This is a genomic window from Mesorhizobium sp. KACC 23794 (assembly GCF_052180275.1).
In the GTDB taxonomy this organism is placed as follows: domain Bacteria; phylum Pseudomonadota; class Alphaproteobacteria; order Rhizobiales; family Rhizobiaceae; genus Kumtagia.
In genome coordinates this window covers 4,928,321-4,954,707 of the sequence record NZ_CP197465.1, presented here as the reverse complement: position 1 = coordinate 4,954,707, position 26,387 = coordinate 4,928,321, and the positions used below count along the sequence as shown (strand labels likewise).

At 64.0% G+C, this 26,387-nt stretch carries 24 protein-coding genes and 1 tRNA gene; 13 read left to right on the top strand and 12 right to left on the bottom strand.

Annotated elements, in window-relative coordinates:
- Window positions 1-236 precede the first annotated feature (236 nt).
- From mprF to ACSBOB_RS24285, 4 genes are all read left to right on the top strand, one after another.
- Window positions 237-2,858 carry a bifunctional lysylphosphatidylglycerol flippase/synthetase MprF gene (gene mprF, locus ACSBOB_RS24300; RefSeq protein WP_442578626.1) on the top strand — a complete coding sequence of 874 codons (2,622 nt, stop codon included), beginning with the start codon at window positions 237-239 and terminating at the stop codon, window positions 2,856-2,858.
- A complete protein-coding gene (locus ACSBOB_RS24295; RefSeq protein ID WP_442578625.1) occupies window positions 2,855-4,198 on the top strand; it encodes a virulence factor family protein in 1,344 nt (447 codons plus the stop codon). The genes mprF and ACSBOB_RS24295 overlap by 4 nt, the downstream gene beginning before the upstream one ends.
- Window positions 4,199-4,430: 232 nt before the next feature.
- On the top strand, window positions 4,431-4,730 hold the full coding sequence (locus tag ACSBOB_RS24290) for a type II toxin-antitoxin system prevent-host-death family antitoxin (protein ID WP_442578624.1): 300 nt from the start codon (window positions 4,431-4,433) through the stop codon (window positions 4,728-4,730).
- Window positions 4,727-5,152: a type II toxin-antitoxin system VapC family toxin gene (locus ACSBOB_RS24285; protein ID WP_442578623.1), complete on the top strand. Its 426-nt coding sequence runs from the start codon at window positions 4,727-4,729 to the stop codon at window positions 5,150-5,152. The genes ACSBOB_RS24290 and ACSBOB_RS24285 overlap by 4 nt, the downstream gene beginning before the upstream one ends.
- A 26-nt stretch (window positions 5,153-5,178) precedes the next feature.
- On the opposite strand, the gene ACSBOB_RS24280 is transcribed toward ACSBOB_RS24285, so the two are convergent.
- A tRNA-Gln gene (locus tag ACSBOB_RS24280) sits at window positions 5,179-5,253 on the bottom strand.
- A gap of 129 nt (window positions 5,254-5,382) precedes the next feature.
- Entirely contained in the window at window positions 5,383-5,727 is a 345-nt protein-coding gene (locus ACSBOB_RS24275) for a VOC family protein (RefSeq protein ID WP_442578622.1), read from the bottom strand.
- Window positions 5,728-5,919: 192 nt separating this feature from the next.
- Here ACSBOB_RS24275 and ppdK point away from each other — a divergent pair, with 192 nt between their 5' ends.
- Window positions 5,920-8,583 carry a pyruvate, phosphate dikinase gene (gene ppdK / locus ACSBOB_RS24270; protein ID WP_442578621.1) on the top strand — a complete coding sequence of 888 codons (2,664 nt, stop codon included), beginning with the start codon at window positions 5,920-5,922 and terminating at the stop codon, window positions 8,581-8,583.
- A gap of 12 nt (window positions 8,584-8,595) precedes the next feature.
- Here the strand turns inward: ppdK and ACSBOB_RS24265 are convergent, their stop codons facing one another.
- The gene (locus tag ACSBOB_RS24265; RefSeq protein ID WP_442578620.1) at window positions 8,596-9,213 is read right to left on the bottom strand and encodes an RNA ligase family protein; all 618 of its coding nucleotides are present in this window, start codon (window positions 9,211-9,213) and stop codon (window positions 8,596-8,598) included.
- A 232-nt stretch (window positions 9,214-9,445) separates the two neighbouring features.
- On the opposite strand from ACSBOB_RS24265, the gene ACSBOB_RS24260 reads away from it, so the two are divergent.
- The 3 genes from ACSBOB_RS24260 (at window position 9,446) to ACSBOB_RS24250 (ending at window position 12,186) form a co-directional block, all read left to right on the top strand.
- A complete protein-coding gene (locus ACSBOB_RS24260; protein WP_442578619.1) occupies window positions 9,446-9,925 on the top strand; it encodes a GNAT family acetyltransferase in 480 nt (159 codons plus the stop codon).
- Window positions 9,926-10,098: 173 nt separating this feature from the next.
- Window positions 10,099-10,824, top strand: a complete 726-nt coding sequence (locus ACSBOB_RS24255; protein ID WP_442578618.1) for a polysaccharide deacetylase family protein — start codon at window positions 10,099-10,101, stop codon at window positions 10,822-10,824.
- A gap of 285 nt (window positions 10,825-11,109) precedes the next feature.
- On the top strand, window positions 11,110-12,186 hold the full coding sequence (locus ACSBOB_RS24250; RefSeq protein ID WP_442578617.1) for a nucleotidyltransferase family protein: 1,077 nt from the start codon (window positions 11,110-11,112) through the stop codon (window positions 12,184-12,186).
- Between the two features lie 45 nt (window positions 12,187-12,231).
- On the opposite strand, the gene ACSBOB_RS24245 is transcribed toward ACSBOB_RS24250, so the two are convergent.
- The 3 genes from ACSBOB_RS24245 to ACSBOB_RS24235 form a co-directional block, all read right to left on the bottom strand.
- Complete coding sequence (locus ACSBOB_RS24245; RefSeq protein ID WP_442578616.1) at window positions 12,232-12,612, bottom strand: DUF427 domain-containing protein; 381 nt, start codon at window positions 12,610-12,612, stop codon at window positions 12,232-12,234.
- 163 nt (window positions 12,613-12,775) lie between these two features.
- Window positions 12,776-13,042 (bottom strand): hypothetical protein, encoded by a 267-nt coding sequence (locus ACSBOB_RS24240; protein WP_442578615.1) that lies wholly within the window; start codon window positions 13,040-13,042, stop codon window positions 12,776-12,778.
- Window positions 13,043-13,127: 85 nt separating this feature from the next.
- Window positions 13,128-13,484 (bottom strand): hypothetical protein, encoded by a 357-nt coding sequence (locus ACSBOB_RS24235; RefSeq protein WP_442578614.1) that lies wholly within the window; start codon window positions 13,482-13,484, stop codon window positions 13,128-13,130.
- Window positions 13,485-13,673: 189 nt separating this feature from the next.
- Between ACSBOB_RS24235 and ACSBOB_RS24230 the strand changes: the two genes are divergently transcribed.
- Window positions 13,674-15,305, top strand: a complete 1,632-nt coding sequence (locus ACSBOB_RS24230) for a fatty-acid--CoA ligase (RefSeq protein ID WP_442578613.1) — start codon at window positions 13,674-13,676, stop codon at window positions 15,303-15,305.
- Between the two features lie 37 nt (window positions 15,306-15,342).
- Here the strand turns inward: ACSBOB_RS24230 and ACSBOB_RS24225 are convergent, their stop codons facing one another.
- The 3 genes from ACSBOB_RS24225 to ACSBOB_RS24215 all read right to left on the bottom strand — a co-directional run bounded on the left by ACSBOB_RS24225 (window position 15,343) and on the right by ACSBOB_RS24215 (window position 17,082).
- On the bottom strand, window positions 15,343-16,248 hold the full coding sequence (locus ACSBOB_RS24225) for an MBL fold metallo-hydrolase (RefSeq protein WP_442578612.1): 906 nt from the start codon (window positions 16,246-16,248) through the stop codon (window positions 15,343-15,345).
- A 211-nt stretch (window positions 16,249-16,459) separates the two neighbouring features.
- Window positions 16,460-16,855 carry a helix-turn-helix domain-containing protein gene (locus ACSBOB_RS24220; protein WP_442578611.1) on the bottom strand — a complete coding sequence of 132 codons (396 nt, stop codon included), beginning with the start codon at window positions 16,853-16,855 and terminating at the stop codon, window positions 16,460-16,462.
- Window positions 16,855-17,082, bottom strand: a complete 228-nt coding sequence (locus ACSBOB_RS24215) for a type II toxin-antitoxin system HigB family toxin (RefSeq protein WP_442578610.1) — start codon at window positions 17,080-17,082, stop codon at window positions 16,855-16,857. Before ACSBOB_RS24215 ends, ACSBOB_RS24220 begins: the two co-directional genes overlap by 1 nt.
- Window positions 17,083-17,271: 189 nt before the next feature.
- Here ACSBOB_RS24215 and ACSBOB_RS24210 point away from each other — a divergent pair, with 189 nt between their 5' ends.
- The gene (locus tag ACSBOB_RS24210; RefSeq protein ID WP_442578609.1) at window positions 17,272-18,891 is read left to right on the top strand and encodes an FAD-dependent monooxygenase; all 1,620 of its coding nucleotides are present in this window, start codon (window positions 17,272-17,274) and stop codon (window positions 18,889-18,891) included.
- Between the two features lie 33 nt (window positions 18,892-18,924).
- Here the strand turns inward: ACSBOB_RS24210 and ACSBOB_RS24205 are convergent, their stop codons facing one another.
- On the bottom strand, window positions 18,925-19,347 hold the full coding sequence (locus ACSBOB_RS24205; protein ID WP_442578608.1) for a hypothetical protein: 423 nt from the start codon (window positions 19,345-19,347) through the stop codon (window positions 18,925-18,927).
- 339 nt (window positions 19,348-19,686) lie between these two features.
- Between ACSBOB_RS24205 and cysD the strand changes: the two genes are divergently transcribed.
- Together cysD and cysN are read left to right on the top strand one after the other, a co-directional pair.
- On the top strand, window positions 19,687-20,592 hold the full coding sequence (cysD, locus tag ACSBOB_RS24200) for a sulfate adenylyltransferase subunit CysD (RefSeq protein WP_442578607.1): 906 nt from the start codon (window positions 19,687-19,689) through the stop codon (window positions 20,590-20,592).
- A gap of 3 nt (window positions 20,593-20,595) precedes the next feature.
- The gene (gene cysN, locus ACSBOB_RS24195; protein WP_442578606.1) at window positions 20,596-22,536 is read left to right on the top strand and encodes a sulfate adenylyltransferase subunit CysN; all 1,941 of its coding nucleotides are present in this window, start codon (window positions 20,596-20,598) and stop codon (window positions 22,534-22,536) included.
- Window positions 22,537-22,826: 290 nt separating this feature from the next.
- Here cysN and ACSBOB_RS24190 read toward each other — a convergent pair whose 3' ends face one another.
- Window positions 22,827-23,750: a carbohydrate kinase family protein gene (locus tag ACSBOB_RS24190; protein WP_442578605.1), complete on the bottom strand. Its 924-nt coding sequence runs from the start codon at window positions 23,748-23,750 to the stop codon at window positions 22,827-22,829.
- Window positions 23,751-23,860: 110 nt separating this feature from the next.
- Window positions 23,861-25,087, bottom strand: coding sequence for an ROK family transcriptional regulator (locus ACSBOB_RS24185; protein WP_442578604.1), 1,227 nt, complete (start codon window positions 25,085-25,087; stop codon window positions 23,861-23,863).
- A 264-nt stretch (window positions 25,088-25,351) separates the two neighbouring features.
- On the opposite strand from ACSBOB_RS24185, the gene ACSBOB_RS24180 reads away from it, so the two are divergent.
- Window positions 25,352-26,329, top strand: a complete 978-nt coding sequence (locus ACSBOB_RS24180) for a sugar ABC transporter substrate-binding protein (RefSeq protein ID WP_442583814.1) — start codon at window positions 25,352-25,354, stop codon at window positions 26,327-26,329.
- Window positions 26,330-26,387: the final 58 nt, after the last annotated feature.

Below are 26,387 nucleotides of genomic sequence, written 5' to 3'. Positions count from 1 at the left end.
GCCGGACAGCGGGAACCCGCGCCAATGCGGTCAACCGGCCTCGCCCGCGATGATTGGCACCGCGTGCGCGGCGCCCGGCCGATGATCGGGGACGTCATGTCACATATCGCAGCGGCCGCCGGCGTCGTTTCAGTCCGGCAGGGTTCTGCATCGTCGAGGGGCTCCGGCCCGCGGTGGCGTCTCGCCGCCATGGCGCGCGCCTGAACGGCCTCCCGCGATCGGGATTGGAAAAAGACATGCAGCAGGCGGAGACGACCGTCGAGGAAGCGCGCGGCCAGAGGAGCATCCAGCAGTTCCTGGTGGGCCTGCTGGAGCCGCGCGTGCTCGGCCCGATGTTCGGCGCGGCGCTCGTGGTCGTGGCGCTCGTGGTCATCCATCAGATCACCGGCCGCGTGCACCTCGACGACATCTCCGCCGCGCTGGCCGCGACCATGCCCGGCGCGGTCGTCCAGTCGCTGGCGCTGACCGTCGTCAGCTTCGCGGCGATGGCGCTTTACGACGTGATGGCGGCGCGGCGCGTCGCCCCCGGCCGGGTGCCGGACAGGCTGGCCGCCTTCGCCGGCATGATCGGCTACGGCATTTCCAATGCCATAGGCTTCAACGTCTTCATCGGCGGCCCGGTGCGCTACCGCATCTACCAGTCCGCCGGGCTGGACGCGGCGGATGTCGGCCGCATCGTCGGCGTCTCCTTCCTCACCTTCGGCTCCGGCATCGTTGTACTGGCCGGGCTGGCGCTGGTCATCGACCCGGCAGGCGTCGCGTTGCTGAAAAGCCTGTCGCCCATCGCCGACCGCCTGATCGGCGGCGCGATCCTTTTGGCGGTCGCCGCCCTCCTGCTCTGGCTGGCCGGCGGCGAACGGGAAGTGGGGCTGTTCGGATGGCGCCTGCCGCTGCCCTCCGCCGGCAGCGCGTTCGCACAGATCCTTGTCGGCGCCGTCGACATCGCAGCCGCCGCCGGCGCGCTCTACGTGCTGCTGCCGGCCGATGTCGCGCCCGGCTTCGCGACATTCCTGCTGCTGTTCGTCGCGGCGATCGCCGCCGGGGTGCTCAGCCATGCGCCGGGCGGGCTGGGCGTGCTGGAGGCGACGATCCTGGTCGGTCTGGGCGCGGGCACGCGGCCGGATGTCGTGGCGGCGCTGATCGTCTTCCGCCTGGTTTATTACGCGATCCCGCTCGCTTTCGCCGGCGTCGCCCTGCTCGTCTTCGAGACCTACCGGGCGCGCGCCGCCGTGCTTTCGGTCTCCGGCCGCGCCGCCTCGATCGTGCGGCCGATCGTGGCCCCGCTCTCGGCGACCCTGGTGTTCTGCGGCGGGGTGGTGCTGCTGCTTTCGGGCAATTTGCCGGCCGAAAACGACCGCATCGGCTTTTTGAGCGACGTGCTGCCACTGCCCTTCGCCGAGGCGTCGCACCTGCTGGCGAGCCTCGTCGGCCTGGCGCTGATCGTGCTGGCGCGCGGGCTCTACCGGCGCATCGCACTGGCCCGCATCGTCTCGATCCTGCTGCTGGCGGCGGGCGCCTCCTTCTCGCTGCTCAAGGGGCTGGACTGGGAGGAGGCGACCATCCTCATGCTCGTCGCCGGGCTCCTGTTTGCATACCCGAAGGTGTTTTATCGAAAAGGCAACTGGCGCTCGTTCCGGCCGACGCCGACCTGGCTGGCGCTGATCGTCATCGTGCTCGCCGTGCTGACGCTGATCGGTTTCCTCGCCTATCGCCATGTCGAGTACCAGTCGTCGCTGTGGTGGGAGTTTGCCTGGGGCGGCGACGCGCCGCGTTTCCTGCGCGCCACGCTGGTCCTCGTCATCGTCGCAGCCGCCCTTTCCGGCGACGCGCTGATCAACCGGCCGCATTTGCCCCGCGCGGCCAGGGCGCCGCAGCCTGTTCCGGATGCCGTCCGCCGGTTGATCGCCGAAAGCCGCGATACCCATCCGGCTCTGGCGCTGCTCGGCGACAAAAGGTTCATGCTGTCGCCGGACGAAAAGGCCTTCGTCATGTATGGGATTGCCGGCCGCAGCTGGATCACGCTGTGCGACCCGGTCGGCGAGCCCGAGGCGGCGCGTGGGCTGGTCTGGCAGTTCGCCGAGGCGGCCGACCGCGCCGGCGCGCGCGCCGTCTTCTATGCGATCGGCCCCGACCTGCTCACCACCTATCTCGACCTCGGCCTGGCGATCCTGAAGACGGGTGAAGTGGCGCGCGTCGACCTTGCGCAATTCTCGCTGCAGGGCGCGGCGCGGCAGGATTTCCGCTATGCCGAGAAGCGGGCGGAACGCGAGGGGCTAAAATTCTCCGTCGTGCCCAAGGGCGAGGTGCGGGCCATCCTGCCGGATCTGCGCGCCGTCTCCGATGCCTGGCTCGCCACCAAGGCGGGCCGCGAGAAAAGTTTTTCGCTCGGCCGCTTCGACGAAAGTTATCTCAGCGAATTCGACTGCGCCGTGATCCGCCGGGATAAGGAAATCGTCGCCTTCGCCAATCTTTGGCGCAGCGGCAGCATGAGCGAACTGTCGGTCGATCTCATGCGCTACCGCCATGGCGTCTCGAAGATCCTGATGGATGCGCTGTTCGCAAAGCTGCTGCTCTACGGCAAGGCCGAGGGCTATCGCTGGTTCAACCTCGGCGCCGCGCCGCTGGCCGGCCTTGCCGACCACCCGCTGGCCTCCACCTGGAACCGCATCGGCACCTTCATCTACAGGCGTGGCGACGAGTTCTACAATTTCGAAGGGCTGCGTGCCTTCAAGCAGAAGTTCGACCCCGTCTGGACACCGCAATACCTCGCCTGCCCGAACGGCCTCGCCCTGCCGCAGGTGCTGGTCGACGTGACGAACCTCATCTCCGGCAATCCGATCAGGATATTCAAGCGATGAACATTCTTCTCCTTCCCGTCGTCCTTACCGCGGTCGGCGCAGGCCTGGCGCTGGCCGCCCCCGCCTTTGCCCAGGCGGCCGCGCCTGGCGCGCAGACGGTTTCCGCCGGACGGCTGGAGAATATCCCGATCCACGCGCCCGACAGTCCCCCCACGGCGCTGGTCGTCTATCTGTCGGACCGTGGCGGCTGGCAGGCCTCGGACGACGCGGCGGTCGATGCGCTGACGGCGCAAGGCGACCTGGTGCTGGCCGTCGACCTCGCGCGTTATGCCGAAAAACTCGACGCCGACACAGGCGAATGCCTCTATGTCGTCGGCGAGATCACCGACCTTGCCCAGACCGCGCAGCGGCAGCTCGACATCCAGACCTACCTGCCGCCGATCCTCGCCGGCTCGGGGCAGGGGGCGACCTTCGCCTATGCGGCGCTGGCCGATTCGCCGGCCAACACGCTGGGCGGCGCCGTCGCCTCCGGCTTCGTGAACCGGCTCGACCTGAAGCTGCCCTTCTGCCCCGGCGCCTCCTCCAAGAAGCGTGACGATGGCGGATACAGTTACGGTTTCGACATCGACGTTCCCGCTCCCGCCTATCTTTTCGTGCCGTCCGACGCGCTCGACGACGCGATGAACCGCGTCCACGCCCGGCAGGACATCACCGTCGATGCCGTCGACGTCGGCGGCGAGCCGGCGCAGATCGCCGACGCGGTCGCGCAGATCGACGATGCAGAACAGCCGTTCGGCGACCTGCCCGCCGTCGACCTGCCGGCGGAAGGCACGCCCAAGGCAGTGGCTGTGCTGGTCTCCGGCGACGGCGGCTGGCGTGACCTCGACAAGTCCATTGGCGAATGGCTTTCCACCCAGGGCGTGCATGTCGTCGGGCTCGACGCGCTGCACTATTTCTGGGCCAAACGCACGCCGCAGGAACTCGCCACTGACATTGCCGAGATACTGAAGGAAGCCGATCCGGACCAGAAACTGCCGGTCATGCTGATCGGCTATTCGTTCGGCGCCGACACGATCCCCTTCGCCTATCCGCTGCTGCCAAAACCTTTGCAGGACCGCACGAAACTGATCGCGCTGATGGCGCCGGGCCAGACGACCTCGTTCCAGGTCACCATTTCCGGCTGGCTCGGCATCGACGACAGCGGCTACCAGATCGTGCCGGCGATCGCCGCGCTGCCGGCCGCCAATGTCATATGCGTCTATGGCGAGGACGAGGACGACAGCGCCTGTCCCGACCCGGCGCTGAAAGACACCACCGTCGTAAAAACCTCCGGCGGCCATCATTTCGATGGTAACTACGAAGCCCTCGGCCAGCAGTTTCTGGATCGCATGGGGAGTTAGGCCGTAGGACAGGAACTGGCCGGGGCGCCTGGGCTAGAAGCAGGAGATCGCGGTACCTGCTTGCCTTACCCCTGGCGCCCATCAGTCCGGGGCGGGCTGGAAGTACTGCCCTGCAAGCAGCGCTGTTTATCGGAAATAACCCGCTTTCCGTACCTGGCCGGCCGCTTGCCAACGACCGGCGAACCACATCTGGGCTTGAATGCTCCGTTCGTCCCATGATATTCTGGTCAACATGACTAGAAAAGCTGCATCTTCCGCCAAGAGGCGCGCGCCGGGTGGCGGGCAATGGGCCTTGCAGGACGCCAAGGCGCGTTTCAGCGAACTTGTGCGCCTCGCGCACAGCGAGGGTCCGCAGCATGTCACCGTGCATGGGCGGCAGGAGGTCGTGGTGATTGCCGCAGAGGAGTTTTATCGTCTCAAGGGCGCTCCCACGGGCGCGGCGCTGATTGCCGCCATGCAAGCCTCACCCCATCCCGACCTCGACCTTGCGCCGAGCCGCGTGCCCATGCCGGTGCGTGACGTCGTCCTGTGAGCGGCTGGCTCCTTGACACGAACATCCTCTCCGAATTGCGGCGGCCGAAGCCCGAGCCGAAGGTGATCGCCTTCGTCGCGGCCCAGCCGCTGGAGGCGCTGTTCATAAGCTCGGTCACGCTTGCGGAAATCCGCTTCGGCATCGAACGCCTCGACGATCCGGGCCGCCGCGCCGAACTGACCGACTGGCTATCGCACAAGGTGAGACCGATGTTCGAGCGGCGCGTCCTGCCGGTCACCGAGGACATCATGCTCAAATGGCGCCTGCTGGTGGAGGAAGGCCGCAAATCGCGCCACACCTTTTCGCAGCCCGACCTCATCATCGCCGCCACGGCCTTGCATCATGGCCTGACCCTGGTGACGCGGGACACCGCCGATTATGAAAAGGCGCGTGCGCAAATCCGCAATCCATGGCTGGATTGAAGTCGTCCAGAATGAGCCGGTCGGCTTGGCTGGGGCGCCTGGATTCGAACCAGGGGATGGCGGTACCAAAAACCGCTGCCTTACCACTTGGCTACGCCCCAGCAGCCGGCGCGAACGCCGGAAACGCCGCCTTATAGGCAGAGTGCCGATGAAGTGCAATTGGGATATCGCGGCGTTCGGCCTCGTTCCCATCCCTCGCCGCTTAGCGGACAGGCATGGAAAAACGCCCTCTATTCTCCCCACATCGCCAGTTCGTTGCCGGCGGGGTCGAGGAAATGGAAACGCCGTCCGCCGGGGAAAGGGAAGATCGGCTTGACGATCTTGCCGCCGGCGTTTTCCACGGCCTCGAAGGTTTCGTCCAGCGCCTCCGAATAGAGCACCGGCAGGGGTTTTGCCGGCGCCTCGGCGCTGTCGGCCTGGAAACCGCCTTCAAGTCCTTCGTCGAAGGCCGAATAGGTCGGCCCGTAATCGGTGAAGGACCAGGAGAAGGCGGCGCTGTAAAAAGCCTTCACGCTGTCCAGCGTGCCGTGGGCGGCCGGCAGTTCGAGATAGTCGAGCTTTCCAGTCTGTTTCATGGCAAACCTCTCGTTCCTGATATGTTCTATAGCTGCACCCGCTATTTTGCAAGCCGCAGGAATGCCGGAATTTCTAATCGATTGTAGCACTTACCGCCATCGCGACGCGCCTTGCCTTTCGCAGCGCAGCATCCTATCGCTGCCTCTCGGGGGGGCTGTCCGATCCATGCGAAACGGTTGCGAGGAGTTGGCATGACCAAATGGGTCTATACCTTTGGCGACGGCGCGGCCGAGGGGCGTGCGGGCGACCGCAACCTGCTCGGCGGCAAGGGCGCGAACCTTGCCGAGATGTGCAGCCTCGGGCTGCCGGTGCCGCCGGGTTTCACCATCACGACCGAAGCCTGCAACTGGTACTATGCCAACGGCAACAACCATCCGGCGGAACTGGCCGGCGAGGTGAAGGCGGCGCTCGCCGAGGTGGGACGCATTGCCGGCAGGCGTTTCGGCGATCCCGAAAACCTGCTTCTGGTCTCGGTGCGCTCCGGTGCTCGCGCCTCCATGCCGGGCATGATGGACACGGTGCTCAACCTCGGCCTCAACGACGTGACCGTCGAGGCGCTGGCGAAGGATTCGGGTGACGCGCGATTCGCCTATGACAGCTACCGGCGCTTCATCCAGATGTATTCGGATGTGGTGCTCGGCCTCGACCACGAGGTGTTCGAGGAGATCCTCGAGGATGAGAAAGGCCGGCTCGGCTACGAACTCGATACCGAGTTCTCGGCAAAGGACTGGCAGGGCGTGATCGCGCTCTACAAGGCCAAGGTCGAGGAGGAACTGGAAAAGCCGTTTCCGCAGGATCCCGATGAGCAGCTCTGGGGCGCCATCGGCGCGGTTTTCTCCAGCTGGATGAATGCGCGCGCCATCACTTACCGCCGGCTGCAGGACATCCCCGAAAGCTGGGGCACAGCGGTCAATGTCCAGGCCATGGTGTTCGGCAACATGGGTGAGACCTCGGCCACCGGCGTCGCCTTCACCCGCAATCCCTCGACCGGCGAGAAGGCGCTCTACGGCGAATTCCTCGTCAATGCCCAGGGCGAGGATGTGGTGGCGGGAATTCGCACGCCGCAGAACATTACGGAGAAGGCGCGTATCGCCGCGGGATCCGACAAGCCGTCGCTGCAAAAACTGATGCCCGAGGCGTTCGCGTCTTTCGTCAAGATCTGCGAGCGGCTTGAAAAGCACTACCGCGACATGCAGGACCTCGAATTCACCATCGAGCGCGGCAAGCTCTGGATGCTGCAGACGCGCTCCGGCAAGCGCACCGCCAAGGCCGCCCTGAAGATCGCGGTGGACATGGCCAATGAAGGGCTGATCTCGCAGAAGGAGGCCGTGGCGCGCATCGACCCGGCCTCGCTCGACCAGCTGCTGCATCCGACGATCGACCCGAAGGCGGAACGCGACGTCATCGGCGTCGGGCTTCCGGCCTCGCCGGGGGCTGCGACCGGCGAGATCGTGTTTTCCTCGGCCGAGGCCGAGGACGCGAAGAAGGCCGGCCGCAAGGCGATCCTGGTTCGCGTCGAGACCAGCCCGGAAGACATCCACGGCATGCACGCCTCCGAAGGCATCCTGACCACGCGCGGCGGCATGACCAGCCACGCGGCGGTGGTGGCCCGCGGCATGGGAAAACCCTGCGTCTCGGGCGCCGGCACGCTGCGCGTCGACTATCGCGCTGGCACGCTGGTCGCCATGGGCCATACGCTGAAGAAGGGCGACATCGTCACCATCGACGGCGGCACCGGCCAGGTGCTGAAGGGCGCCGTCGCCATGCTGCAGCCGGAGCTTTCCGGCGACTTCGCCGCGATCATGGAATGGGCCGACAAGTCGCGGCGCATGAAGGTGCGCGCCAATGCCGAGACGCCGGCCGATGCGCGCATGGCGCGCTCCTTCGGCGCCGAGGGCATCGGGCTCTGCCGTACCGAGCACATGTTCTTCGACGGCGACCGCATCATCGCCATGCGCGAGATGATTTTGGCCGACAACGAGAATGGGAGGCGCGCCGCGCTTGACAAGCTTCTGCCGATGCAGCGCTCGGATTTCGTCGAGCTGTTCGAGATCATGGCCGGGCTTCCCGTCACCATTCGCCTGCTAGACCCGCCGCTGCATGAATTCCTGCCGAGGACCGAGAAGGAATTCGAGGAGGTGGCGGCGGTGCTGAAGGTGCCGGCCGAAAAACTCCGCCACCGCACCGAGGCGTTGCACGAGTTCAACCCGATGCTCGGCCATCGCGGCTGCCGGCTGGCGATTTCTTATCCCGAGATCGCCGAGATGCAGGCCCGCGCCATCTTCCAGGCGGCGGTGGAGGCGGCCGAAAAAACCGGCAAGCCGGTGGTGCCGGAGATCATGGTGCCGCTGGTGGGGCTGAAGACGGAGCTGGATTTCGTCAAGGCGCGCATCGACGCGGTAGCGGCCGAGGTGATGAAGGAAAGCGGCACCACCATCGACTACCTTACCGGCACGATGATCGAGCTGCCGCGCGCCGCCATCCGCGCGCATGTGATCGCCGAAAGCGCCGAATTCTTCTCCTTCGGTACCAACGATCTGACGCAGACCACCTTCGGCATATCGCGCGACGACGCCGCGATGTTTTTAGAGAGCTACCGGCAGAAGGGCATCATCGACAAGGATCCGTTCGTGTCGATTGATGTCGATGGCGTTGGCGAACTGGTGCGCATCGCCGCCGACAAGGGCAGGGCGACACGCCCCGGCATAAAACTCGGCATCTGCGGCGAGCACGGCGGCGACCCGGCCTCGATCCATTTCTGCGAAGGGGTCGGGCTCGACTACGTCTCCTGCTCCCCGTTCCGCGTGCCGATCGCGCGGCTGGCGGCGGCGCAGGCGGCGGTGGGCAAGGGGTAGGCCGAGCCAGCCTCAGCCCAAGCCGTTCCTGACGATCTCCACCTTCGTCCAGTGCGTGTCGCTCTGGACGTGGCCTTCCCTGACATATTTGCCCATCCGCGCAGGCATGTCGGTTTCCGCAAAGGCGTCGGCGACCCTCGCTACAAAACCCTCCTGGCGGCGAAGGTCGAGCGATGCGGCAAGGTCCTCGAACAATCGCGGGCGATAGGCGCCCCGATACAGGACAGGCACCGGCGTGACGCCGAGGCCTGCAAAACGTTCGATCGTGTCGTCCCAGGCTTGAACGATATCGCCGACAATCCAGGCGAAACCCAGGAAGTAGGACGGCAGCCGGTCGTAGACGACGGAATGCCGGGCGAACAGATATTCGCCCACGACGCGTTCGTCCTCCGACAACCGCGACGATATTCCGGCTGCGAAGGCTTTCAGCCAGTCGCGCGAAGGGTGATGGCGGCTGTCGGGACTCCGGGCATAGGTGCCGCCGTGATGCAGGGTCGTGTTTTCGCCGTCCATCTTTTCCGTGACGACCATATCGCCGGCGATGAGCGCGTCGATGTTCTGCATCACCTTGTCGTCGCTCGTTGCGCCAGGTGAAACCGGCAGGTGATGGGTTCTTCCGTATTTTTTCATTCGCGCGGCGTCCGGGCTTGGGTGCGCGCCAGTTCTGGGCGACCGGAAACAGACTTTGCAAGGGGCTGAGCGCCTGAAGAGTTCCCTTTCGCTGCCGGGGCGAGGATTTCCCGGCCTTGCCGGATTCCGTGCTTGGCCGCCATTCGGCTGCAGGCCCCTTGGCAGCTTCGGCCGGATGCGCAACATACGCGCGGTCAGCGGTTTCGTGGCAACAGCCGGGGGGCGGGCAAAAATGGCGCGGTTCAGCCGGTATCTGTTTGCGATTGCCGCGGGTTTTTTGATCCTGCTCGCCGCTTCGCTGATGGGTTTTGCCGCCTATCAGGTCGGCGCGGCCTTCCTGACGCTGCCGAAAATCCTGACCTCGGGCGACTTCGGCTACACGATCATCGATTCGATCGGTTATGTCGTCATCGCCATTGCCATCATCGATGTCGCAAAACATCTGATCGAGGAGGAAGTGATGGGCCGCCATGACGCGGCGTCCGGCTTCCGCGAGAATTTTCCAAAGTTCATCTCCATCATCTCCATCGCCATCTTCCTCGAAGGCCTGGTGCTGGTCTTCAAGACCACGCAGGACGACATCAAGCTGCTGGTCTATCCGGTGCTGCTGCTTCTGGTCGGCGTGGCGATGACGGTCGGCCTGGCCATATTCCAGCGGTTCGGCGCGGCGTCTGCGCGCGGGGAAGCCAGGTCGCGGCGGGACTTGGAGTAGGGGGCAGTTCATCGAAATGCGCGGGACGCCGATGACGCTATACCGTTGGGCGAAGTGACCCTCGCTCCGGTCAGGCCAGGAAGCCCTGGTGCGGCAAGTTGGAAATGCCATTTGCCGCAAATTCGACGCGATGCGGTCGTTGGAGTTCCGCCGCTTCCATAAGGCTCCGGCTCATGCGCCAGCTCTCGAAATTCCTCATCGCCGCCGCGGTCGTCCTCGGCGTTTCCGCGACCGCGCAGGCGGGCGGGCTGCAGGAGCCGTCCCTGCATCTGAAGAAGTCCGCGGCCGGCGAAACCCGTGTCGCGCTGACGCTCGACGCCTGCGGCGGACACACCGACAGCCGCATCCTGACGGCATTGGTAGACAACAGGATTCCGGCGACGATCTTCGTCACCGGCCTGTGGCTGAAGCGCAATGCCGTGGCCTTCGCCATCATGCGTGCCCATCCCGACCTGTTCGAGATCGAGAACCACGGCGCCCGCCACATCCCGGCGGTGGATTCAGCCGTCCGCGTCTACGGCATCAGGGCGGCCGGCAGCCTCGAGGTGGTCGATGCCGAGGTGAAGGGCGGGGCGGCCGCGATCGAAAAAGCCGGCGGCGAGGCTCCCCATTGGTTTCGCGGCGCGACCGCGAAATACAGCGCCACCTCGCTGAAGCAGATCGAAGCGCTCGGCTTCCGCATCGCCGGCTATTCGCTGAATGCCGACGGCGGTTCGCTGCTGCCGGCCGCCACGACCGCACGCCGCGTGGCGGCCGCCAGGGATGGCGACGTCATCATCGCCCATATCAACCAGCCGACGCACAGCGCCGGCGCCGGGCTGGTCAAGGGGCTGCTCGACCTGAAGGCGCGCGGCGTGACCTTTGTGCGGCTACAGGATGCCGAGGAGATCGGCAGTTAGGCTGAGACCGCCGGGGCTACTTTCGACCGTGCCGAATTCGCGAATTGACTTGACGATGCTAAGGCTGAAATCGACCGGCTTATCCGAAAACGGCGTTTTTCGGATAATTGAGGACTTTCCATCTGATGCCGGGTAACTGGCGCGTGCCGCCCGAGGATTGGCGATGGCGCCCCGAATCCACGAGCGTTATAGGAAAGTGACACTTTTCCTATAACGCCTGTTTTCGTTGCAAAATCTGCTGACAGCGGTTAGTTATAGGAAAATCAAGATTTTCCTATAACTGTCATGCATTCGATCGACCAGGCGACCCAAACCATATTCGCCGATCTCAATCAGCGCCTCATGGATGCGGCGTTTGACGTGGATTTCCCGGAAAACGGCAGCTTTACGAAAAGCACGGTCAAGGGGAGAGCCTATTGGTATTACGAAGGTTACGACCCGGTCTCTGGCAAGAAATCCAGGAAGTATGTTGGGCCGGTGGCCGATGCATCGATCACTTCAAGGGTCGAGTCCTTCGGCCAGACAAAAACAGCGCTCAAGGCTCGCCTCGAAACCGTCCGCATGTTGCGGGCCGCCGGACTGCCCGAGCCTGACGGCATGACCGGCGCGATCGTCGACCGGCTTGCGAGGGCAGGCTTCTTCCGCCTGCGTGGTGTTCTGGTGGGAACGATCGCCTTCCAGACATATCCCGGCCTCGTCGGCGCGCGAGCCGATAGGTTCCTCCAGACGGGTGACGTGGACCTTGCCCAGGACCATGGAATATCGGTGGCCATCGAAGACACGATGGAGCCCGCGCTTGATCAGATGACGGAGATCGATCCGACATTCCGGCCCGTTCCCAGCATGCAGGGCGGCGGCAGGACATCGGTTTTCGTCAATGCGAAGGGTTACAGGGTCGAGTTCCTTGTTCCCAATCGCGGCTCGGACGATTATCAGGGAGATCTGACGCGGATGCCGGCATTGGGAGGCGCCGCGGCACAGCCGCTGCGGTTCCTGGATTTCCTCATCCGCAGCCCCGTCCGCTCGGTGCTGCTATACGGCGGGGGCGTATCGGTCACCGTGCCCGCGCCTGAACGTTATGCCGTTCACAAGCTGATCGTGGCGACACGCCGAAAAGATCGCGAGAAGATCGCCAAGGACATCGGGCAATCTGCTTTTCTGATCGAGGCATTGGCGACGTTCCATGCATTGGAACTGACGGACGCCTGGATCGAAGCCTGGCAACGGGGACCGAAATGGCAGGAGGCGCTCACGCGCGGAAAAACGATGCTGGCGCCCGAGAACGCGGCCATTCTCAGGGATGTCGTAGCGAAAGCCGCCCCCCACCTCGACGCCAGTCCAGCGGCCATCGGATTCGCGTAAGGGCAGCGCCTCGCGAAACAGGCTTGGATATCCGCCGTTCAGCGCTTACCGAACTTCGATTTGCACCTTGTTCGCATAAAACGCGCCATGATCCTTGATCGCGACGGTCTCGTCATAGGGCGCCTCATAGGCCCACATGGCGTTCCTGCCGGTTTCGCCGATCGGCTCGACGCTCCAGTAGCTGGCGTCGCCCTTGTAGGGGCAATGCGTCGAATGCTCGGCCTTCGAGAGTTTTTCGAAGTCGATATCGGCGAAGGGAATGTAGATGACGGAGGGGTATGGCGTCTCGGTCAGCACCTTGGCATGCGACGATCGCGCGATCTCGACGCCGCCGGCCTTGATGGTGACCACGCCTTGATGCGGCTCGATGGTGATGATTTTCGACGGGTTCTGCGCGAAGCCGGGGGCGGGGTTGGGGGCTTTCATCTGGCAACCTTTGCTGTCGGGCTAAAGACGCCGGCCTGATGGTCGGGGCGACTGATGTGGGTTCTTGCGTCGACCGCCGCAAGCCCGGGCATCCCAGCAGGTTGTCCAAACCGTCACCGGCTGAACGAGGCCGATTGGGTGCGATCGGCTTTATCGCCCGGGTTCAGCCGATATCCCTGCGCCTGTCCATGTCCTCGAACGGAAGATCGAAGTCCGGCCCTTGATACTGGCTATTGCCGGAGCGCTGCCGCGCCACCGCCGCCCATTGGTAATAAAAGAAGAAACGCCCGGCCAGGCCGAGAGGCAGAGCTATCATGCCGGCATAGACCTGCCAGGGCAACTCTCCCCGGCCGAACAGCAGGAAGCCAGCGGCCAGCGCATAGAGAATTCCTGCAATGCCGATGCCGATCCATTTCACAGCTTTCAGCATTTCCTGGGCGTATCCCAATGAATGGCGGGCGAAGAAGACATCATCCTATCGACAGCGGCAAGTTTCAACCGGTCGCTAAAAAACGCTATGCCGCCGTCGCGAACGCTTCCGCCAGACCGGCATAGGACGCGGCGATGCCGGCAACGGGGCTCTTGCTGTTCGCCGCCTGCTCGACCCGAAGCTGGCCGCCTGCGACCGGCAGCGAAAGGATGAGGAAGTGGCGGGTCGCCCCGTCTCCGACCGAGGCGGCGGCGACGTGCTGGTCGTCTCCCGCCTCGTCGATCCGCATCCTGAACAGCATGGTGCCGTCGACGCCGTCGAGCGCCGCCGATACGAGTTGCTCGAAGCGCTCCTCGCTGACGGCTGCGGCATCTTCCGAAGCCGCCGGGGTCTCCTCGCTGATCGATTTGTCGAGTTTCTCGACGATTTTCTGCGCGTCCATGACAAACCTCGCGCTTGTCGACCAATACTGCCGCCCGCCGCCATGCTTGGCGCGGACATTGGCCGGAATGTGACGTTCCCGCCTGACGGCGGGTCATGCGGGCCATTGGTACGAGGTTCGTCGCGGGCTCTGGACATCGCGGCGGCTTCGACCCAAAACTCATGGCCAAGAAAAGTTGGGAGGAACCTGATGCTCGGTCTCATGCAGCCTTGGCCGCTGCTCTGCCACAAGATCCTCGACCATGCCGCAAGCCAGCACGGGGGCCGCGAGATCGTGTCGCGCTCGGTCGAGGGGCCGATCGTGCGCACCACCTATACGGAACTGCGGGCCCGCGCGCTGAAGGTCGCGCAGCGGCTGGAGCGCGACGGCTACGGCCTCGGCGACCGGATCGCCACGCTGGCCTGGAACAGCGCCCGGCACATGGAAGTCTGGTACGGCATCATGGGCATCGGCGCCGTCTATCACACGCTCAATCCTCGGCTGTTTCCCGACCAGATCGTCTGGATCATGAACCATGCGGAAGACCGGCTGCTGTTCGTCGACCTGACATTCCTGCCGATCGTCGAGAAACACTGCCCCGGCGTGAAATCGGTGCAGAAGGTGGTCGTGCTGACGGATGCCGCGCACATGCCGCAGACCTCGCTGCCGAACGCCGTCGCCTATGAGGAGTGGCTGGCCGAGGCGGACGGCGATTTCCGCTGGAAGAGTTTTGACGAAAACACCGCCGCCGGCATGTGCTATACCTCCGGCACGACAGGCAATCCCAAGGGCGTCGTCTACAGCCACCGGTCGAACGTGTTGCACGGCATGATCGCCTCGATGCCGGACGCCATGGGCATCTCCACCCGCGACACCATGATGCCGGTGGTGCCGATGTTCCACGCCAACGCCTGGGGTCTGGCACAGGCCGGGCCGATGGTGGGCACAAAGATCGTCATGCCCGGCGGCAAGATGGACGGCGCCTCGATCTACGAACTGCTAGACACCGAGCAGGTCACCTTCACGGCGGCGGTGCCGACGGTTTGGCTGATGCTGCTCCAATATCTGGAGGATACGGGCAAGAAGCTGCCCTATCTCAAGAAGGTGGTGATCGGCGGCTCGGCCTGCCCGCTGGCGATCACCGAGAAATTCCAGCGCAACTACGATGTCGAAGTCATCCACGCCTGGGGCATGACCGAGATGTCGCCGTTGGGCACGCTGTGCACGATGAAGCCGGAATATGACGGCCTCGAAGGCGACGAGCGCCTCGCCATCCAGCAGAAGCAGGGACACGCGCCCTTCGGCGTCGAGATGAAGGTCACCGACGACGAGGACCGCGAGCACCCGTGGGACGGCAAGACGTTCGGCCGGCTCAAGGTGCGCGGGCCTGCGGTCGCGGGCGCGTATTATGGCGGGGCGGCCGAGGAGCAGTTCGACGACAATGGCTGGTTCGACACGGGCGATGTCGCCCATATCGACCCGAATGGCTACATGCAGATCACCGACCGCGCCAAGGACGTGATCAAGTCCGGCGGCGAATGGATTTCCAGCATCGACCTCGAAAACCTCGCGGTCGGGCATCCCGATGTCGCCGAGGCTGCGGTGATTGGCATCCGCCATTCCAAATGGGACGAGCGGCCTTTGCTGGTTGTCGTGCGCAAGCCGGGCAGAGAGCCGGAGAAAGCCGACATCCTCTCCTTCATGCAGGGCAAGATCGCCAAATGGTGGATGCCGGACGACGTCGCCTTCGTCAGCGAGATCCCGCACACGGCGAGCGGAAAAATCCAGAAGATGACGCTGCGCGAGCAATTCAAGGATTACCGCCTGCCGACCGAGGCATAGCCGGAGGCGCGGTCGGGGAGGAACAGGCTCGTCCGGGTCAGCCCGGGCGGAATTCGCCGGTGAGCGCGGCGGGGCCGTCGGTCGAGATCGCGCCGCGTGCGACAAGATCCTCGAGATGCGCCAGCACCGACATCCCGGCCGCGCCGAACAGGCGCGGGTCGGTGTCGCGGTAGATCGCCGCGACGATCTCGGGGATCAGGCGGTCGCCCTGCACGATGCGTTCGAGGATGGCGCGCTCCCGCATCTTGCGGTGTGTCCTCAGCCCGCGCACGAAGGCTGCCGGGTTCTCGACCGGCCCGCCATGGCCCGGAAGATAACGGCTGTCGTCGCGCTCAAGCAGCCGGTCGAGCGAATTCATGTAGTCGGGCATCGAGCCATCCGGCGGCGCGACGATGGTGGTCGACCAGCCCATGACGTGGTCGCCGGAAAACAGAATGCCGGTGCCTTCCAGCGCAAAGGCCGCGTGGTTGGCGGCATGGCCGGGCGTCAGCACCGTGCGCAGCGCCCAGTCGTCGCCCTCCACCACCTCCTGGTCGGAAAGCGCATGGTCGGGGTGGAAGTCGACATCGTTGCTGGCGTCGAGCCGGTAGTCCTCACCGTCATGCACGTCGCGCGCCGGCCGGTGCGGCCCTTCGGCCACCATCGTCGCGCCGGTCGCCTCGGCCAGCGGCCGCGCCAGCGGCGAGTGGTCGCGATGCGTGTGGGTGACGAAGATGTGGCTGACCGGGCGTCCGCCGATCGCCCTGAGCAGTGCCGCCAGTTGCGAATCGTCGGCCGGGCCGGGGTCGATCACCGCCAGGCTGCGTTTGCCGATTATGTAGCTGTTGGTGCCGTGGAAGGTGAACGGGCTGGCGTTCGGCGCGGTCACGCGCACAATGTTTTCAGCGACTTCGACCGCCTCGCCGTGCCTGGGGTCGAACCGCATATCGAATTCCAACGCCATCGGACTGCATTCCGTCGTTGCGGGGCGCTGCCCCGAAGAACGGTTTGCCGCTTAACACGGAAGCCAACGTACCGGAAGCGACCGCCGGCTCGCCGGCAGTGATTTCGAAGATAGCCATGGCAACTGCGATCGCCGTTCGCCAGCTCGTTTCGCTGGCACTACCCGGGGGACCGCGTCCAGAGCCAGCGCCCGCCTCGCGCGCCCTCTGGTCTCAGGCGCGCTCACGCCCCTCGACATCGAGATGGTATGGCTTGACCAGTTCGTCGGCCGGAAGCTTCCAAGCGCGGGAAATTGCAAACACCTGCGCGACATTGAGCGCGCGCTTTCGGTTCATGATCTCCGACGCTCTCGATCGCGATCCGATGATTTCGGCCAACGCAGCCTGCTTCTTGCCGGTTCGCTCGATGTAGTCGGCTATCAGCGAGATCGGATCGGGAGCCTCGATCGGATAGTGCCTGTCCTCGTACGCCTCGATAAGATCGGTGAGCAGCACGAAACGGTCCGCGTCGGCAGTGCCCACGGCAGGTTCCTTCTCGAAATATTTCGTCACCTCGGCGATCGCCCAGTCGTAATCGTCCTCGCTGCGGATAGGGCGCACGTTCTCCATCATATTGTCTCCGGGTCTAACCTGTCGTACTCGGCATGCGTGCCGACGAACTTGATGAGCAGGCTCTTGTAGGTGTAGCTCACATGCGTGATCAGCCGGTAATTGTTGCCGCCGATGTTGAAGATGACCCGGTTGTCGCCGACGAAATCGACGGAATTGAAATCGTTGCGGACGTCCTGCGGAGACTTCCATTCCGCTGCTTTTGCGGCAACGAACCAATTCGACAAAGGAGCTTCGGCTTTCGGGTGCTTTTCCCAGAAATCTGTCAGCGTTCTGCGGCTCACGACCTGCATGACGACTGTATAGCGCGTTCCCATATGTGGAACAATAGAAAGGTTCCAATTTCTGGAACTTTTGCTGTCGCTCTCCCCTAGGCAATGCAATTGTTCAAGGCTCGGGAAGAGAGGAGCGCGACAATGACGAAAAACATCACCCAAAAGGCCGTCCTCGTCGTGGGCGCCGGCCCCGTGGGCCTCTCCATGGCCGCCGAACTCGCCCGGCATGGCGTCCGCTGCCGGCTGATCGATCGTGCGCCCGGCCCGCTTCCCTATTGCCGGGCCGTCGGCGTCACACCGCGCACGCTCGAAGTCTGGGAGGACATAGGCATCGCGCGAAAGATGATCGAGCGGGGGTTGTGGCTGTCCGGCCTGCGCTCGGTCATTGCCGATCAGCCCGCGCAGGACATGCTGGCGCCGCCGCTCGGACTGCCGTTCGCGCAACTCGGCTTGCCGCAGTATGAGACCGAGCGGGTGCTTGCCGAGCATCTTCAAGCTTTTGGCGTGGAAATCGAGCGCGCTTGCGAACTTTCCAGGCTCGAACAGGATGACGACGGTGCCGCCGTCACGATCCGAAAGGGCGATGGATCGTCGGAAGACACGCGGTTCGATTTTGTCGTCGGCTGCGACGGAGCCCACAGCACGGTCCGCAAGGCCCTGGGCATCGGCTTCGAGGGCGAAGCCTATCCGTGGCCGTTCATGCTGGGCGACGTGCACATCGGCTGGGACCTGTCTTATGGCATGGCGTTCCGGGCTGTGCGCCCGGTCGAGGGCGGTCCGCCGGACATGTTCATCGCGATCCCGCTTCCCGAACCGGGACGGTATCGGGTCTCGATGCTGGCGCCGCCCGCCCTCGTTCCCTCCGGCGGCACGGAACACGGTATCCAGGCCGAGATGAAGGGGCCGTCGTTGGCCGACCTGCAGGCCATCGCCGACGACCTCGTTCCCGGCAAGCCGCGCCTCTCCGACCTGCGCTGGTCGTCGGTCTTCCGCATCAGCATGCGGCTGGCGTCGCACTATCGGACTGGCCGCGTCTTCATCGCAGGCGATGCCGCCCACATTCATCCGCCGACCGGAGGGCAGGGGATGAACACCGGCATCCAGGACGCCTACAATCTCGCCTGGAAGCTGGCCCTGGTCATCCGGGGCGCTGCCCGGACCGAACTGCTCGACAGCTACGAGGCTGAGCGCCGCCCCGTCGGCGCCGACGTCGTCGAGCGCACCAAGGCGGCGAGCGAGAATTACGGCCGCGAGCGCGGCAAGGCGCCGGACCGCCTCGCCGACACGCAGATTCTCGTCTCCTATCGCGGCACGCGCTACGTCGGTGACGAGCAATCCGTAGCGATGACTGGTCCGGTCGCTGGAGACCACGCACCCGATGTACAGGGATTGAGCCAGAACGGCCTTGGCTTCCCGCTGCGGCTCTTCGACATCCTGCAAGGGACCGGGCACGTCCTGCTGATCCAGTTGGCTGATTCGGATACGGCCGACGAACTGGACGATGCCGTCTCGTTTGCGCGAGGATTGCAGCAGCGATGGCCAACGTTCGTTCGGATCGCCGCGATTAGTCGGACCCCGCGCGCCGAGATGCCTTTCCTAACGGCCCTTGTCGACGGCGAGGGCCATTTCGCGGAAGCCTACGGACACGACGCCCGCGCCGTCCTGGTTCGTCCGGATGGCTATATAGGCTGGCGTGGGCCTTCCTGGCGCTCGCCGGGGCTTGCTGCCTATTTTGAGCGGGTTTTATCAATGCCCGGATGAAAAGGAATACGCGGCTGTGCGGTGTGACGACAGTCACCGGAACACCTCCCGCAGATCATCCTCGGCCGTTCCCGGCTCGAACAGTCTGCTGACCGGAGACCAGTACGCGGCTGCGAGCGTGGCCCCGGTGAGAGCGGAAGACAGATCGTAAAGTGTTCTGGCGATCGGGTCGGTATATTGAACGTCGCCGAATGCGGACCAAATGACCGAAACTGCCGTGAACCAAAGAGCCACCGGCCTCGACCATCGCGCGAAAAGGCACAGCCCAATCGACGACGCCACGAAGGTGACGAGGAACACGAGAAAAATCGCGAGTTGGACGCCTACCCATGGTGTAAGTGGCCCGTCATACGGCGCAGGCGGTGATCGCGCAATATCGAAGCCGAGGCCGATGAAGGGAGTGACCAGATTGGCCACAGCCAGTCGCTTGAACAGCGAAGGCGTCATGGCGATCATCAATATTCCACCCTCGCTGTTGCGCGCAACATTACGGAATTTGCAGGGTGAAAAGCTGCCTGTCTATCCTCCGGATACATCTCGCCAGCACGGTCGGTGTCGCGCGCCCTCGCTCCGCTTTCGCTGAACGCTTTTTCCAACTCTCCAACGTCGCCGCTGCAATGGCGAAAATACATTCCAAGCTTTCAAGCCTGGCCGAAACGTCTGCCCGCGATACGCACACAATTTGGTAGCGATCTCCTTGAGAGAACCGCGCTTTCTGCGAAACTCCGCAAAATCCGGATTCTTAGGACAGGTCGCGATGCGGGGCGCGGCTTTCCGCCTCGCAATTGGACCACCATGCTGGCAAAACTCTCCCATCTCGACCGGCTCGAAGCCGAGTCGATCCATATCTTTCGCGAGGTCGCCGCGACCTTCGCCAAGCCGGTGATGCTTTATTCCGTGGGCAAGGATTCGTCCGTGCTCATGCATCTGGCGATGAAGGCGTTCTATCCGGCAAAGCCGCCGTTCCCGTTCCTGCATGTCGATACGACGTGGAAGTTCCGCGAGATGATCGCCTTTCGCGACGAGATGGCGCGAAAGCTCGGCTTCGACCTTCTGGTCCACATCAACCAGGACGGCGTGCGCGACGGCATCGGCCCGTTCACCCACGGCTCGAACACGCACACCCACATCATGAAGACGGTGGCGCTGCGCCAGGCGCTCGACAAATACGGTTTCGACGCGGCCTTCGGCGGCGCGCGCCGCGACGAGGAGAAGAGCCGCGCCAAGGAGCGCATCTTCTCCTTCCGCAACGCGCAGCATGTCTGGGACCCGAAGAACCAGCGCCCGGAAATGTGGAGCATCTACAACACCCGCGTCGCCCCGGGCGAGTCGATCCGCGTCTTCCCGCTGTCCAACTGGACCGAGGCCGACATTTGGCAATACATCCAGCGCGAGTCGATCCCCATCGTGCCGCTGTATTTCGCCAAGGAGCGTCCCGTCGTCGAGCGCGACGGCATGCTTATTTTGAAGGACGACGACCGCATGGAACTGCGTCCGGGCGAGGTCGTCGAGAACCGCTTGGTGCGTTTCCGCACGCTCGGCTGCTACCCGCTGACGGGCGCCGTCGAGTCGGATGCCGCCGACCTCGACAGCATCGTCGGCGAGACGCTGGCCGCCGCCACTTCGGAGCGCCAGGGCCGCGCCATCGACCGCGACGAGGCGGGCTCGATGGAAAAGAAGAAGCGTGAAGGGTATTTCTGACAAATGCGCCACCTTAACGCAGAGGCGCTGGTCGGCATGGCCGTCGAGCCGATCGTGCAGCCCTTGATCAAGGACCAGAAGTCGCTGCTCCGCTTCCTGACCTGCGGCTCCGTCGACGACGGCAAGTCGACGCTGATCGGTCGGCTGCTTTCCGACACGCGCCAGATCTTTGAAGACCAGCTTGCCGCGTTGGAACGCGACTCGCGCCGCCACGGCACCACCGGCGAGGATGTCGATTTCGCGCTGCTGGTCGACGGGCTGGAGGCCGAGCGCGAGCAGGGCATCACCATCGATGTCGCCTACCGCTTCTTCTCGACGCCCAAGCGCAAATTCATCGTCGCCGACACGCCCGGCCACGAGCAGTACACCCGCAATATGGCGACCGGCGCCTCGACCTCGGATCTGGCCATCGTGCTGATCGACGCCCGCCAGGGCGTGCTGAAGCAGACCCGCCGGCATTCCATCATCGCCTCGCTGCTCGGCATCCGCCACCTCGTGTTGGCGATCAACAAGATCGATCTCGTCGGCTTCGACCAGAAGGTGTTTGACAGCATCATCGCCGATTATGCGGTCTTCGCCCGAGGACTGGGTTTCTTGAGCGTGACCCCGGTACCGATCTCGGCGCGTTATGGCGACAACGTCTCGGCGCGCTCCGAAAACACGCCATGGTATTCCGGTCCGACGCTGCTGGAGCATCTTGAAACCGTCGATGTCGACGGTTCGCCGGAAGAGCGGCCGTTCCGCTTTCCCGTGCAATATGTGAACCGCCCGAACCTCGATTTCCGCGGCTTTGCCGGCACAGTCGCGTCCGGCTCCATTGCTGCCGGCGACGAGGTCGTTGTGGCCAAGTCCGGCCAGAAGTCGCGGGTTCGCCGCATCGTCACCGCAGACGGCGACCTGAAGCGCGCCGTCGAGGGGCAGGCGGTCACGCTGCTGCTCGAGGACGAGGTCGAGGTGTCGCGCGGCAACATCCTGGTGACGCCGGCGTCGCGTCCGGACGTGGCCGACCAGTTCGCGGCCACGCTGGTCTGGTTCGACGAGCAGGCGCTCCTGCCCGGCCGCTCCTACATCGTGCGCACCGCCACCGACCAGGCGAGCGGCACGATCACCGAGCTCAAGCATAGGCTGGACATCAACAGCCTGGCGCATCAGCCGGCGAAGTCGCTGGCCATGAACGAGGTCGGCGAGGTCAAGATCGCGCTGCAGGCGCCGATCGCCTTCGACAGCTTTGCCACCAACCGCACAACCGGCGCCTTCATCCTGATCGACCGCATGACCAATGCGACCGCCGGCGCCGGCATGATCCTGCATCCGCTACGTCGGGCCGACAACATCCACTGGCAGTCGCTGGACGTAACCCAGAAGTCGCGCGCCGCGGCCAAGAACCAGAAGCCCGCCGCGCTCTGGCTGACCGGCCTGTCGGGGTCCGGCAAGTCGACCGTCGCCAACCTGCTCGAAAAGAAGCTGCACGCCGCCGGCCGCCACACTTACATCCTCGACGGCGACAATGTCCGCCACGGGCTGAACCGCGACCTCGGCTTCACCGAGGCCGACCGCGTCGAAAACATCCGCCGCGTCGCCGAAGTGGCGAGGCTGATGGTCGACGCCGGGCTGGTGGTCATCGTCTCCTTCATCTCACCCTTCCGCGCCGAGCGCGACATGGCGCGAAACCTGTTCGGGGAAGGGGAGTTCGTCGAGGTGTTCGTCGACACGCCACTGGAGGAATGCGCGCGGCGAGACCCGAAGGGGCTCTACGCAAAAGCCTTGGCAGGCGAGATCAAGAATTTCACCGGCATCGATTCGCCTTACGAAGCGCCGGCCAAACCGGACCTGCATCTGAAGACGCTCGGCCGCGCCCCGGAAGACATGGTCGAGGAGATCGAGCGCTGGCTCGACCGTCGCGACGAAGCCGACACGCAGTTCGACGACGGAGGCGGCATCTGAAGCATCCTTCGGGCCGCTGCCGGATATCCTGCATCGTGTGAACTTCGTCGCGCCGAAATGCCGGTGGCGTGGGTCCAAAATGCTGAAAAGACAGCGCGCAGGCCCGAAAAAGGCGTCAAAGTGAAGCCCGACTCGCTATTTGCGCGGGTCATTCACGGCAAGGTGCTGGAAATATTCGATATTCCGGACTTCATGCGAAGCCAGCGGACGTTTTTCGAAGCTTTCTGCAGAAGGCGCTTTCGCTGTCGCCACCGCAAATTCTAAACAAAAATGCCAGCTTTCTCAGCGGTTTAAATCATCTCACGGCGCCACGGTGGATTAGCGCCTGCGCGTGAAACCGTGATCGCCGCCGCCTTGCCGCTGAAGGCGAGCACCGATCGTATCTGCTCTTCGCTCAGCGCCGCGATTGCTCCCTTGGTCAGCAGTCCCTGGTCACGCAGCGAGGCCAGAATGCCCGCATTCACGGTGTCGCCGGCGCCGACAGTGTCGACCACAGTGACCCGTTCCGCTGGCACCGAAACCTTGCAACGCTTTGAAAATGCTATCAATCCATCGCCGCCACGGGTCACCACCATGAGCTTCGGCCCGAGATCCAGCCAGCGTGCGGCGATCTCCTCGGTCGTGCCTTCCTCGCCGAACCAGTCGAGGTCCTCGTCGGAAAGCTTAACGATATCAGCCATTTCGAGCATGCGTTTCATGCGGGCCAAGTGCGAAGGCTTGTCCGTGATGAAGTTCTTTCGGATGTTCGGGTCGAACATCATGATTCTCTTGTCTTTTTCCCGGCGCATCAGCGCCTCGTAGGTCGAGCCGCAAGGCTCCGGGATCAGGCTGATGCAGGAAAAATGCATGGCCTCCACATCGTCCCCGATCGCCGGCAGATCGGTTTCGAACAGCATGCGCCCGGCCGTATTCTCGTCGTAAAACAAGTAGTTGGCATGACCATCCTGAAGCCGCACGAAAGCCAGCGTGGTCGGGCGATTGGAGAATTTGACATAGTCGAGCCCGACATTGCTGGCGCTCAGAGCCTCCTTGAGAAGGCCGCCGAAAAAGTCGGTTGAAATGCCGGTGAAAAAGCCGGCCGGAATGTCCAATCTGCCGAGCGCCACCGCCGTATTGAACACCGCGCCGCCGACATAAGGAGCGAAAACGGGCTCGCCGCCGCGGCTCTCGCGGGGCAACATGTCGATCAGCGCTTCGCCGCAGCAGACGATCATGTTCGGTTCGCTCCCTCGGGAATCATTGCGTTTTTCCGGCTTGCCCAGCCGCCATACAACCGCGCCCGGCCTGCCGCAACGGCCATGGTCATAGCCGGCGCTTCAAGGCGTCAGGCCTCCTTGGACGGCGTCGAGCCGCCCAGCAGGAACCGCTCCGACAGCGGCAGGCTGGCGCCGCCCAGCGCGCGCGCATGGATGCCGACGGTCCCTTCGCGCACCTGCGGAACGGCCAGCCCCTCGACGTCGATCTTGCGCAGCGCCTCCGCAACCATCGCAACCAGCCGCGCGCGGATCGAGGACGGCATCCAGCCGTCGATCACCGCCGCCTCGAAGTCGATGACGGCGGAAGCCGAGACGATCGCATAGGCGAGTGCATTGCCGGCACGGTCGATCCAGTGGTCGAGTTCGGGGCCGACCTCACCCCAGTCCTGCGGGGATGTCCACAGATAGGTTGCATCAAACCCTTGTTGTTTAAGCGCTTTTTCGAGAATCGCGATAGACGCGACATCAATCAGTTGCGCCGGCCGGCCGTCCATCCCCGGAACCGGCATGGAGCCAAGCGCGCCGGCATTGCCGGTCGGTCCGCCATAGAGCCTGCCGTTCAGTACCACGCCGCCGCCGGCGAACGCGCCGATGTAGAAGTAGACGAAATCCCGCAGATTGCCGCTGCGGCCGAAGACGAGTTCGGCCCCGCAGGCTGACGTCGCGTCGTTCTGCAAATAGACCGGAAAGCCGAATTCGGCCTGCAACTCGGTGCGGATATCGAGGCTCCGCCACTGGTCCATGGCACCGCGCGGCGCGCCGACCGCATCTGCCCAGTTCCAAAGTTCGAAAGGCATCGCTATGCCCAGCCCGGCGATGCGCCGGTCCTGCTCGGGCGAAAGTGTGGCCCGCAGCGAACGGATGCCGTCGCGCACGAAGGCCATGGTCGCGTCGGGGGCAGGGTAGAGGTACGAACTGTGCAGCATGCCGCGCACCGTGCCGACGAAGTCGATCAGCACCAGTTCGGCGCTCCTGCGCCCGATCTTGAGGCCGAGGAAGAAGGCGCCTTCCGGGTCGAGCGACATCGGCACCGAAGGCTGGCCGATCTTGCCGCGGATAGGCTCCTCGCGCAGCAGCAACCCGTCCTGCTCAAGCTCGCGCATGATAACGGAAACCGTCTGCGCCGAAAGCTTGGTCATGCGGGCGATATCGGACTTGGCGAGGCTGCCATGCTGGCGCAGCAGCGAGAACACGAGGCGCTCGTTGTGCGCACGCATGCCGCTCTGATTGGTGCCCAATTGGAATCGGCTGTCGCCGAATTCCTGGGAGCCGAGCTTTTGGCCGCCGGTCTCCAAAGTTCCTCCTCCCGCAGCATATGAAAATACCCGGCCAGAATGACTTCGAGGCGAGGTGGTGTCAATAATAAATAAGAGTGATTTAATTATTGACAAAGGCGTTTGGATGCTGTTTTTTGAAGGAGGATACTCGCGGCGAAAACGCGGTCGCGGTGTTCGTTCGATGCCCCGTGAGGGCGTCCTGTCTATTCCATTGGGAGGATAATCGTGACCAAGATTGCGTTCTTGAAGAGCACCGTGTTTGCTGCAGCCACAACCGGCCTGATGGTCCTCGCTTCGTCCGCTTCGGCGGCGGACGTCAGCGCCTGCCTGATCACCAAGACCGACACCAATCCGTTCTTCGTCAAGATGAAGGAAGGCGCCACCGCCAAGGCAAAGGAACTCGGCGTCGAACTGAAGGCCTATGCCGGCAAGATCGACGGCGACAATGAAAGCCAGGTAGCGGCCATCGAGTCCTGCATTGCCGATGGTGCCAAGGGCATCCTGCTCGTCCCGTCTGACTCCAAGGCCATCGTTGACTCGGTTAAGAAGGCGCGCGACGCGGGCATACTCGTCATCGCGCTCGACACCCCGCTCGACCCGATCGATGCTGCGGACTCGACCTTCGCGACGGATAACTTCAAGGCCGGTGAACTGATCGGCGCCTGGGCGAAGGCGACGCTTGGCGAGAAGGCGGCCGATGCGAAGATCGCCTATATGGATCTGAATCCCAGCCAGCCGACTGTCGACGTGCTTCGCGACCAGGGCTTCATGACGGGCTTCGGGATCGATACCAAGGACGTGAACAAGATCGGCGACGAGGACGATCCCCGCAACGTTTGCCACGACGTGACCAATGGAAACGAGGAAGGCGGCCGCAAGGCGATGGAAAACTGCCTGACCAAGGATCCAGGTATCAATGTCGTCTACACGATCAACGAGCCGGCCGCCGCTGGTGCCTACGAGGCGCTGAAGGCCGTTGGCATGGAGTCTTCAGTTTTGATCGTCTCCGTCGATGGCGGCTGCCCTGGCGTCAAGAATGTCGCCGAGGGCGTTATCGGCGCGACCTCGCAGCAGTACCCCCTTCTGATGGCGGCGATGGGCATCGAGGCAATCAAGAAGTTTGCCGACTCTGGAGAGAAGCCCGCCAACACCGAAGGCAAGGCGTTCTTCGATACGGGCGCAACGCTCGTTACCGACAAGCCCGCTTCGGGTGTCGAATCTGTCGATACCAAGAAGGGCCTGGAACTCTGCTGGGGTTAAGATCACTCAAAGATAGTTGCTGACAAGTTGGAGGAGCGGCCCATAGGCTGCCCTCCAA

Coding starts and splice junctions, on each gene's coding strand:
- ACSBOB_RS24250 (WP_442578617.1), top strand. CDS start 11,110: ATGCATTCGATCGACCAGGCGACCCAAACCATATTCGCCGATCTCAAT.
- ACSBOB_RS24265 (WP_442578620.1), bottom strand. CDS start 9,213: ATGAAAAAATACGGAAGAACCCATCACCTGCCGGTTTCACCTGGCGCA.
- ACSBOB_RS24295 (WP_442578625.1), top strand. CDS start 2,855: ATGAACATTCTTCTCCTTCCCGTCGTCCTTACCGCGGTCGGCGCAGGC.
- ACSBOB_RS24190 (WP_442578605.1), bottom strand. CDS start 23,750: ATGATCGTCTGCTGCGGCGAAGCGCTGATCGACATGTTGCCCCGCGAG.
- ACSBOB_RS24290 (WP_442578624.1), top strand. CDS start 4,431: ATGACTAGAAAAGCTGCATCTTCCGCCAAGAGGCGCGCGCCGGGTGGC.
- ACSBOB_RS24260 (WP_442578619.1), top strand. CDS start 9,446: ATGGCGCGGTTCAGCCGGTATCTGTTTGCGATTGCCGCGGGTTTTTTG.
- ACSBOB_RS24240 (WP_442578615.1), bottom strand. CDS start 13,042: ATGCTGAAAGCTGTGAAATGGATCGGCATCGGCATTGCAGGAATTCTC.
- ACSBOB_RS24230 (WP_442578613.1), top strand. CDS start 13,674: ATGCTCGGTCTCATGCAGCCTTGGCCGCTGCTCTGCCACAAGATCCTC.
- ACSBOB_RS24180 (WP_442583814.1), top strand. CDS start 25,352: ATGGTCCTCGCTTCGTCCGCTTCGGCGGCGGACGTCAGCGCCTGCCTG.
- ACSBOB_RS24245 (WP_442578616.1), bottom strand. CDS start 12,612: ATGAAAGCCCCCAACCCCGCCCCCGGCTTCGCGCAGAACCCGTCGAAA.
- ACSBOB_RS24225 (WP_442578612.1), bottom strand. CDS start 16,248: ATGGCGTTGGAATTCGATATGCGGTTCGACCCCAGGCACGGCGAGGCG.
- ACSBOB_RS24275 (WP_442578622.1), bottom strand. CDS start 5,727: ATGAAACAGACTGGAAAGCTCGACTATCTCGAACTGCCGGCCGCCCAC.
- ACSBOB_RS24210 (WP_442578609.1), top strand. CDS start 17,272: ATGACGAAAAACATCACCCAAAAGGCCGTCCTCGTCGTGGGCGCCGGC.
- ACSBOB_RS24255 (WP_442578618.1), top strand. CDS start 10,099: ATGCGCCAGCTCTCGAAATTCCTCATCGCCGCCGCGGTCGTCCTCGGC.
- ACSBOB_RS24235 (WP_442578614.1), bottom strand. CDS start 13,484: ATGGACGCGCAGAAAATCGTCGAGAAACTCGACAAATCGATCAGCGAG.
- ACSBOB_RS24205 (WP_442578608.1), bottom strand. CDS start 19,347: ATGATCGCCATGACGCCTTCGCTGTTCAAGCGACTGGCTGTGGCCAAT.
- cysD (WP_442578607.1), top strand. CDS start 19,687: ATGCTGGCAAAACTCTCCCATCTCGACCGGCTCGAAGCCGAGTCGATC.
- ACSBOB_RS24220 (WP_442578611.1), bottom strand. CDS start 16,855: ATGGAGAACGTGCGCCCTATCCGCAGCGAGGACGATTACGACTGGGCG.
- cysN (WP_442578606.1), top strand. CDS start 20,596: ATGCGCCACCTTAACGCAGAGGCGCTGGTCGGCATGGCCGTCGAGCCG.
- ppdK (WP_442578621.1), top strand. CDS start 5,920: ATGACCAAATGGGTCTATACCTTTGGCGACGGCGCGGCCGAGGGGCGT.
- mprF (WP_442578626.1), top strand. CDS start 237: ATGCAGCAGGCGGAGACGACCGTCGAGGAAGCGCGCGGCCAGAGGAGC.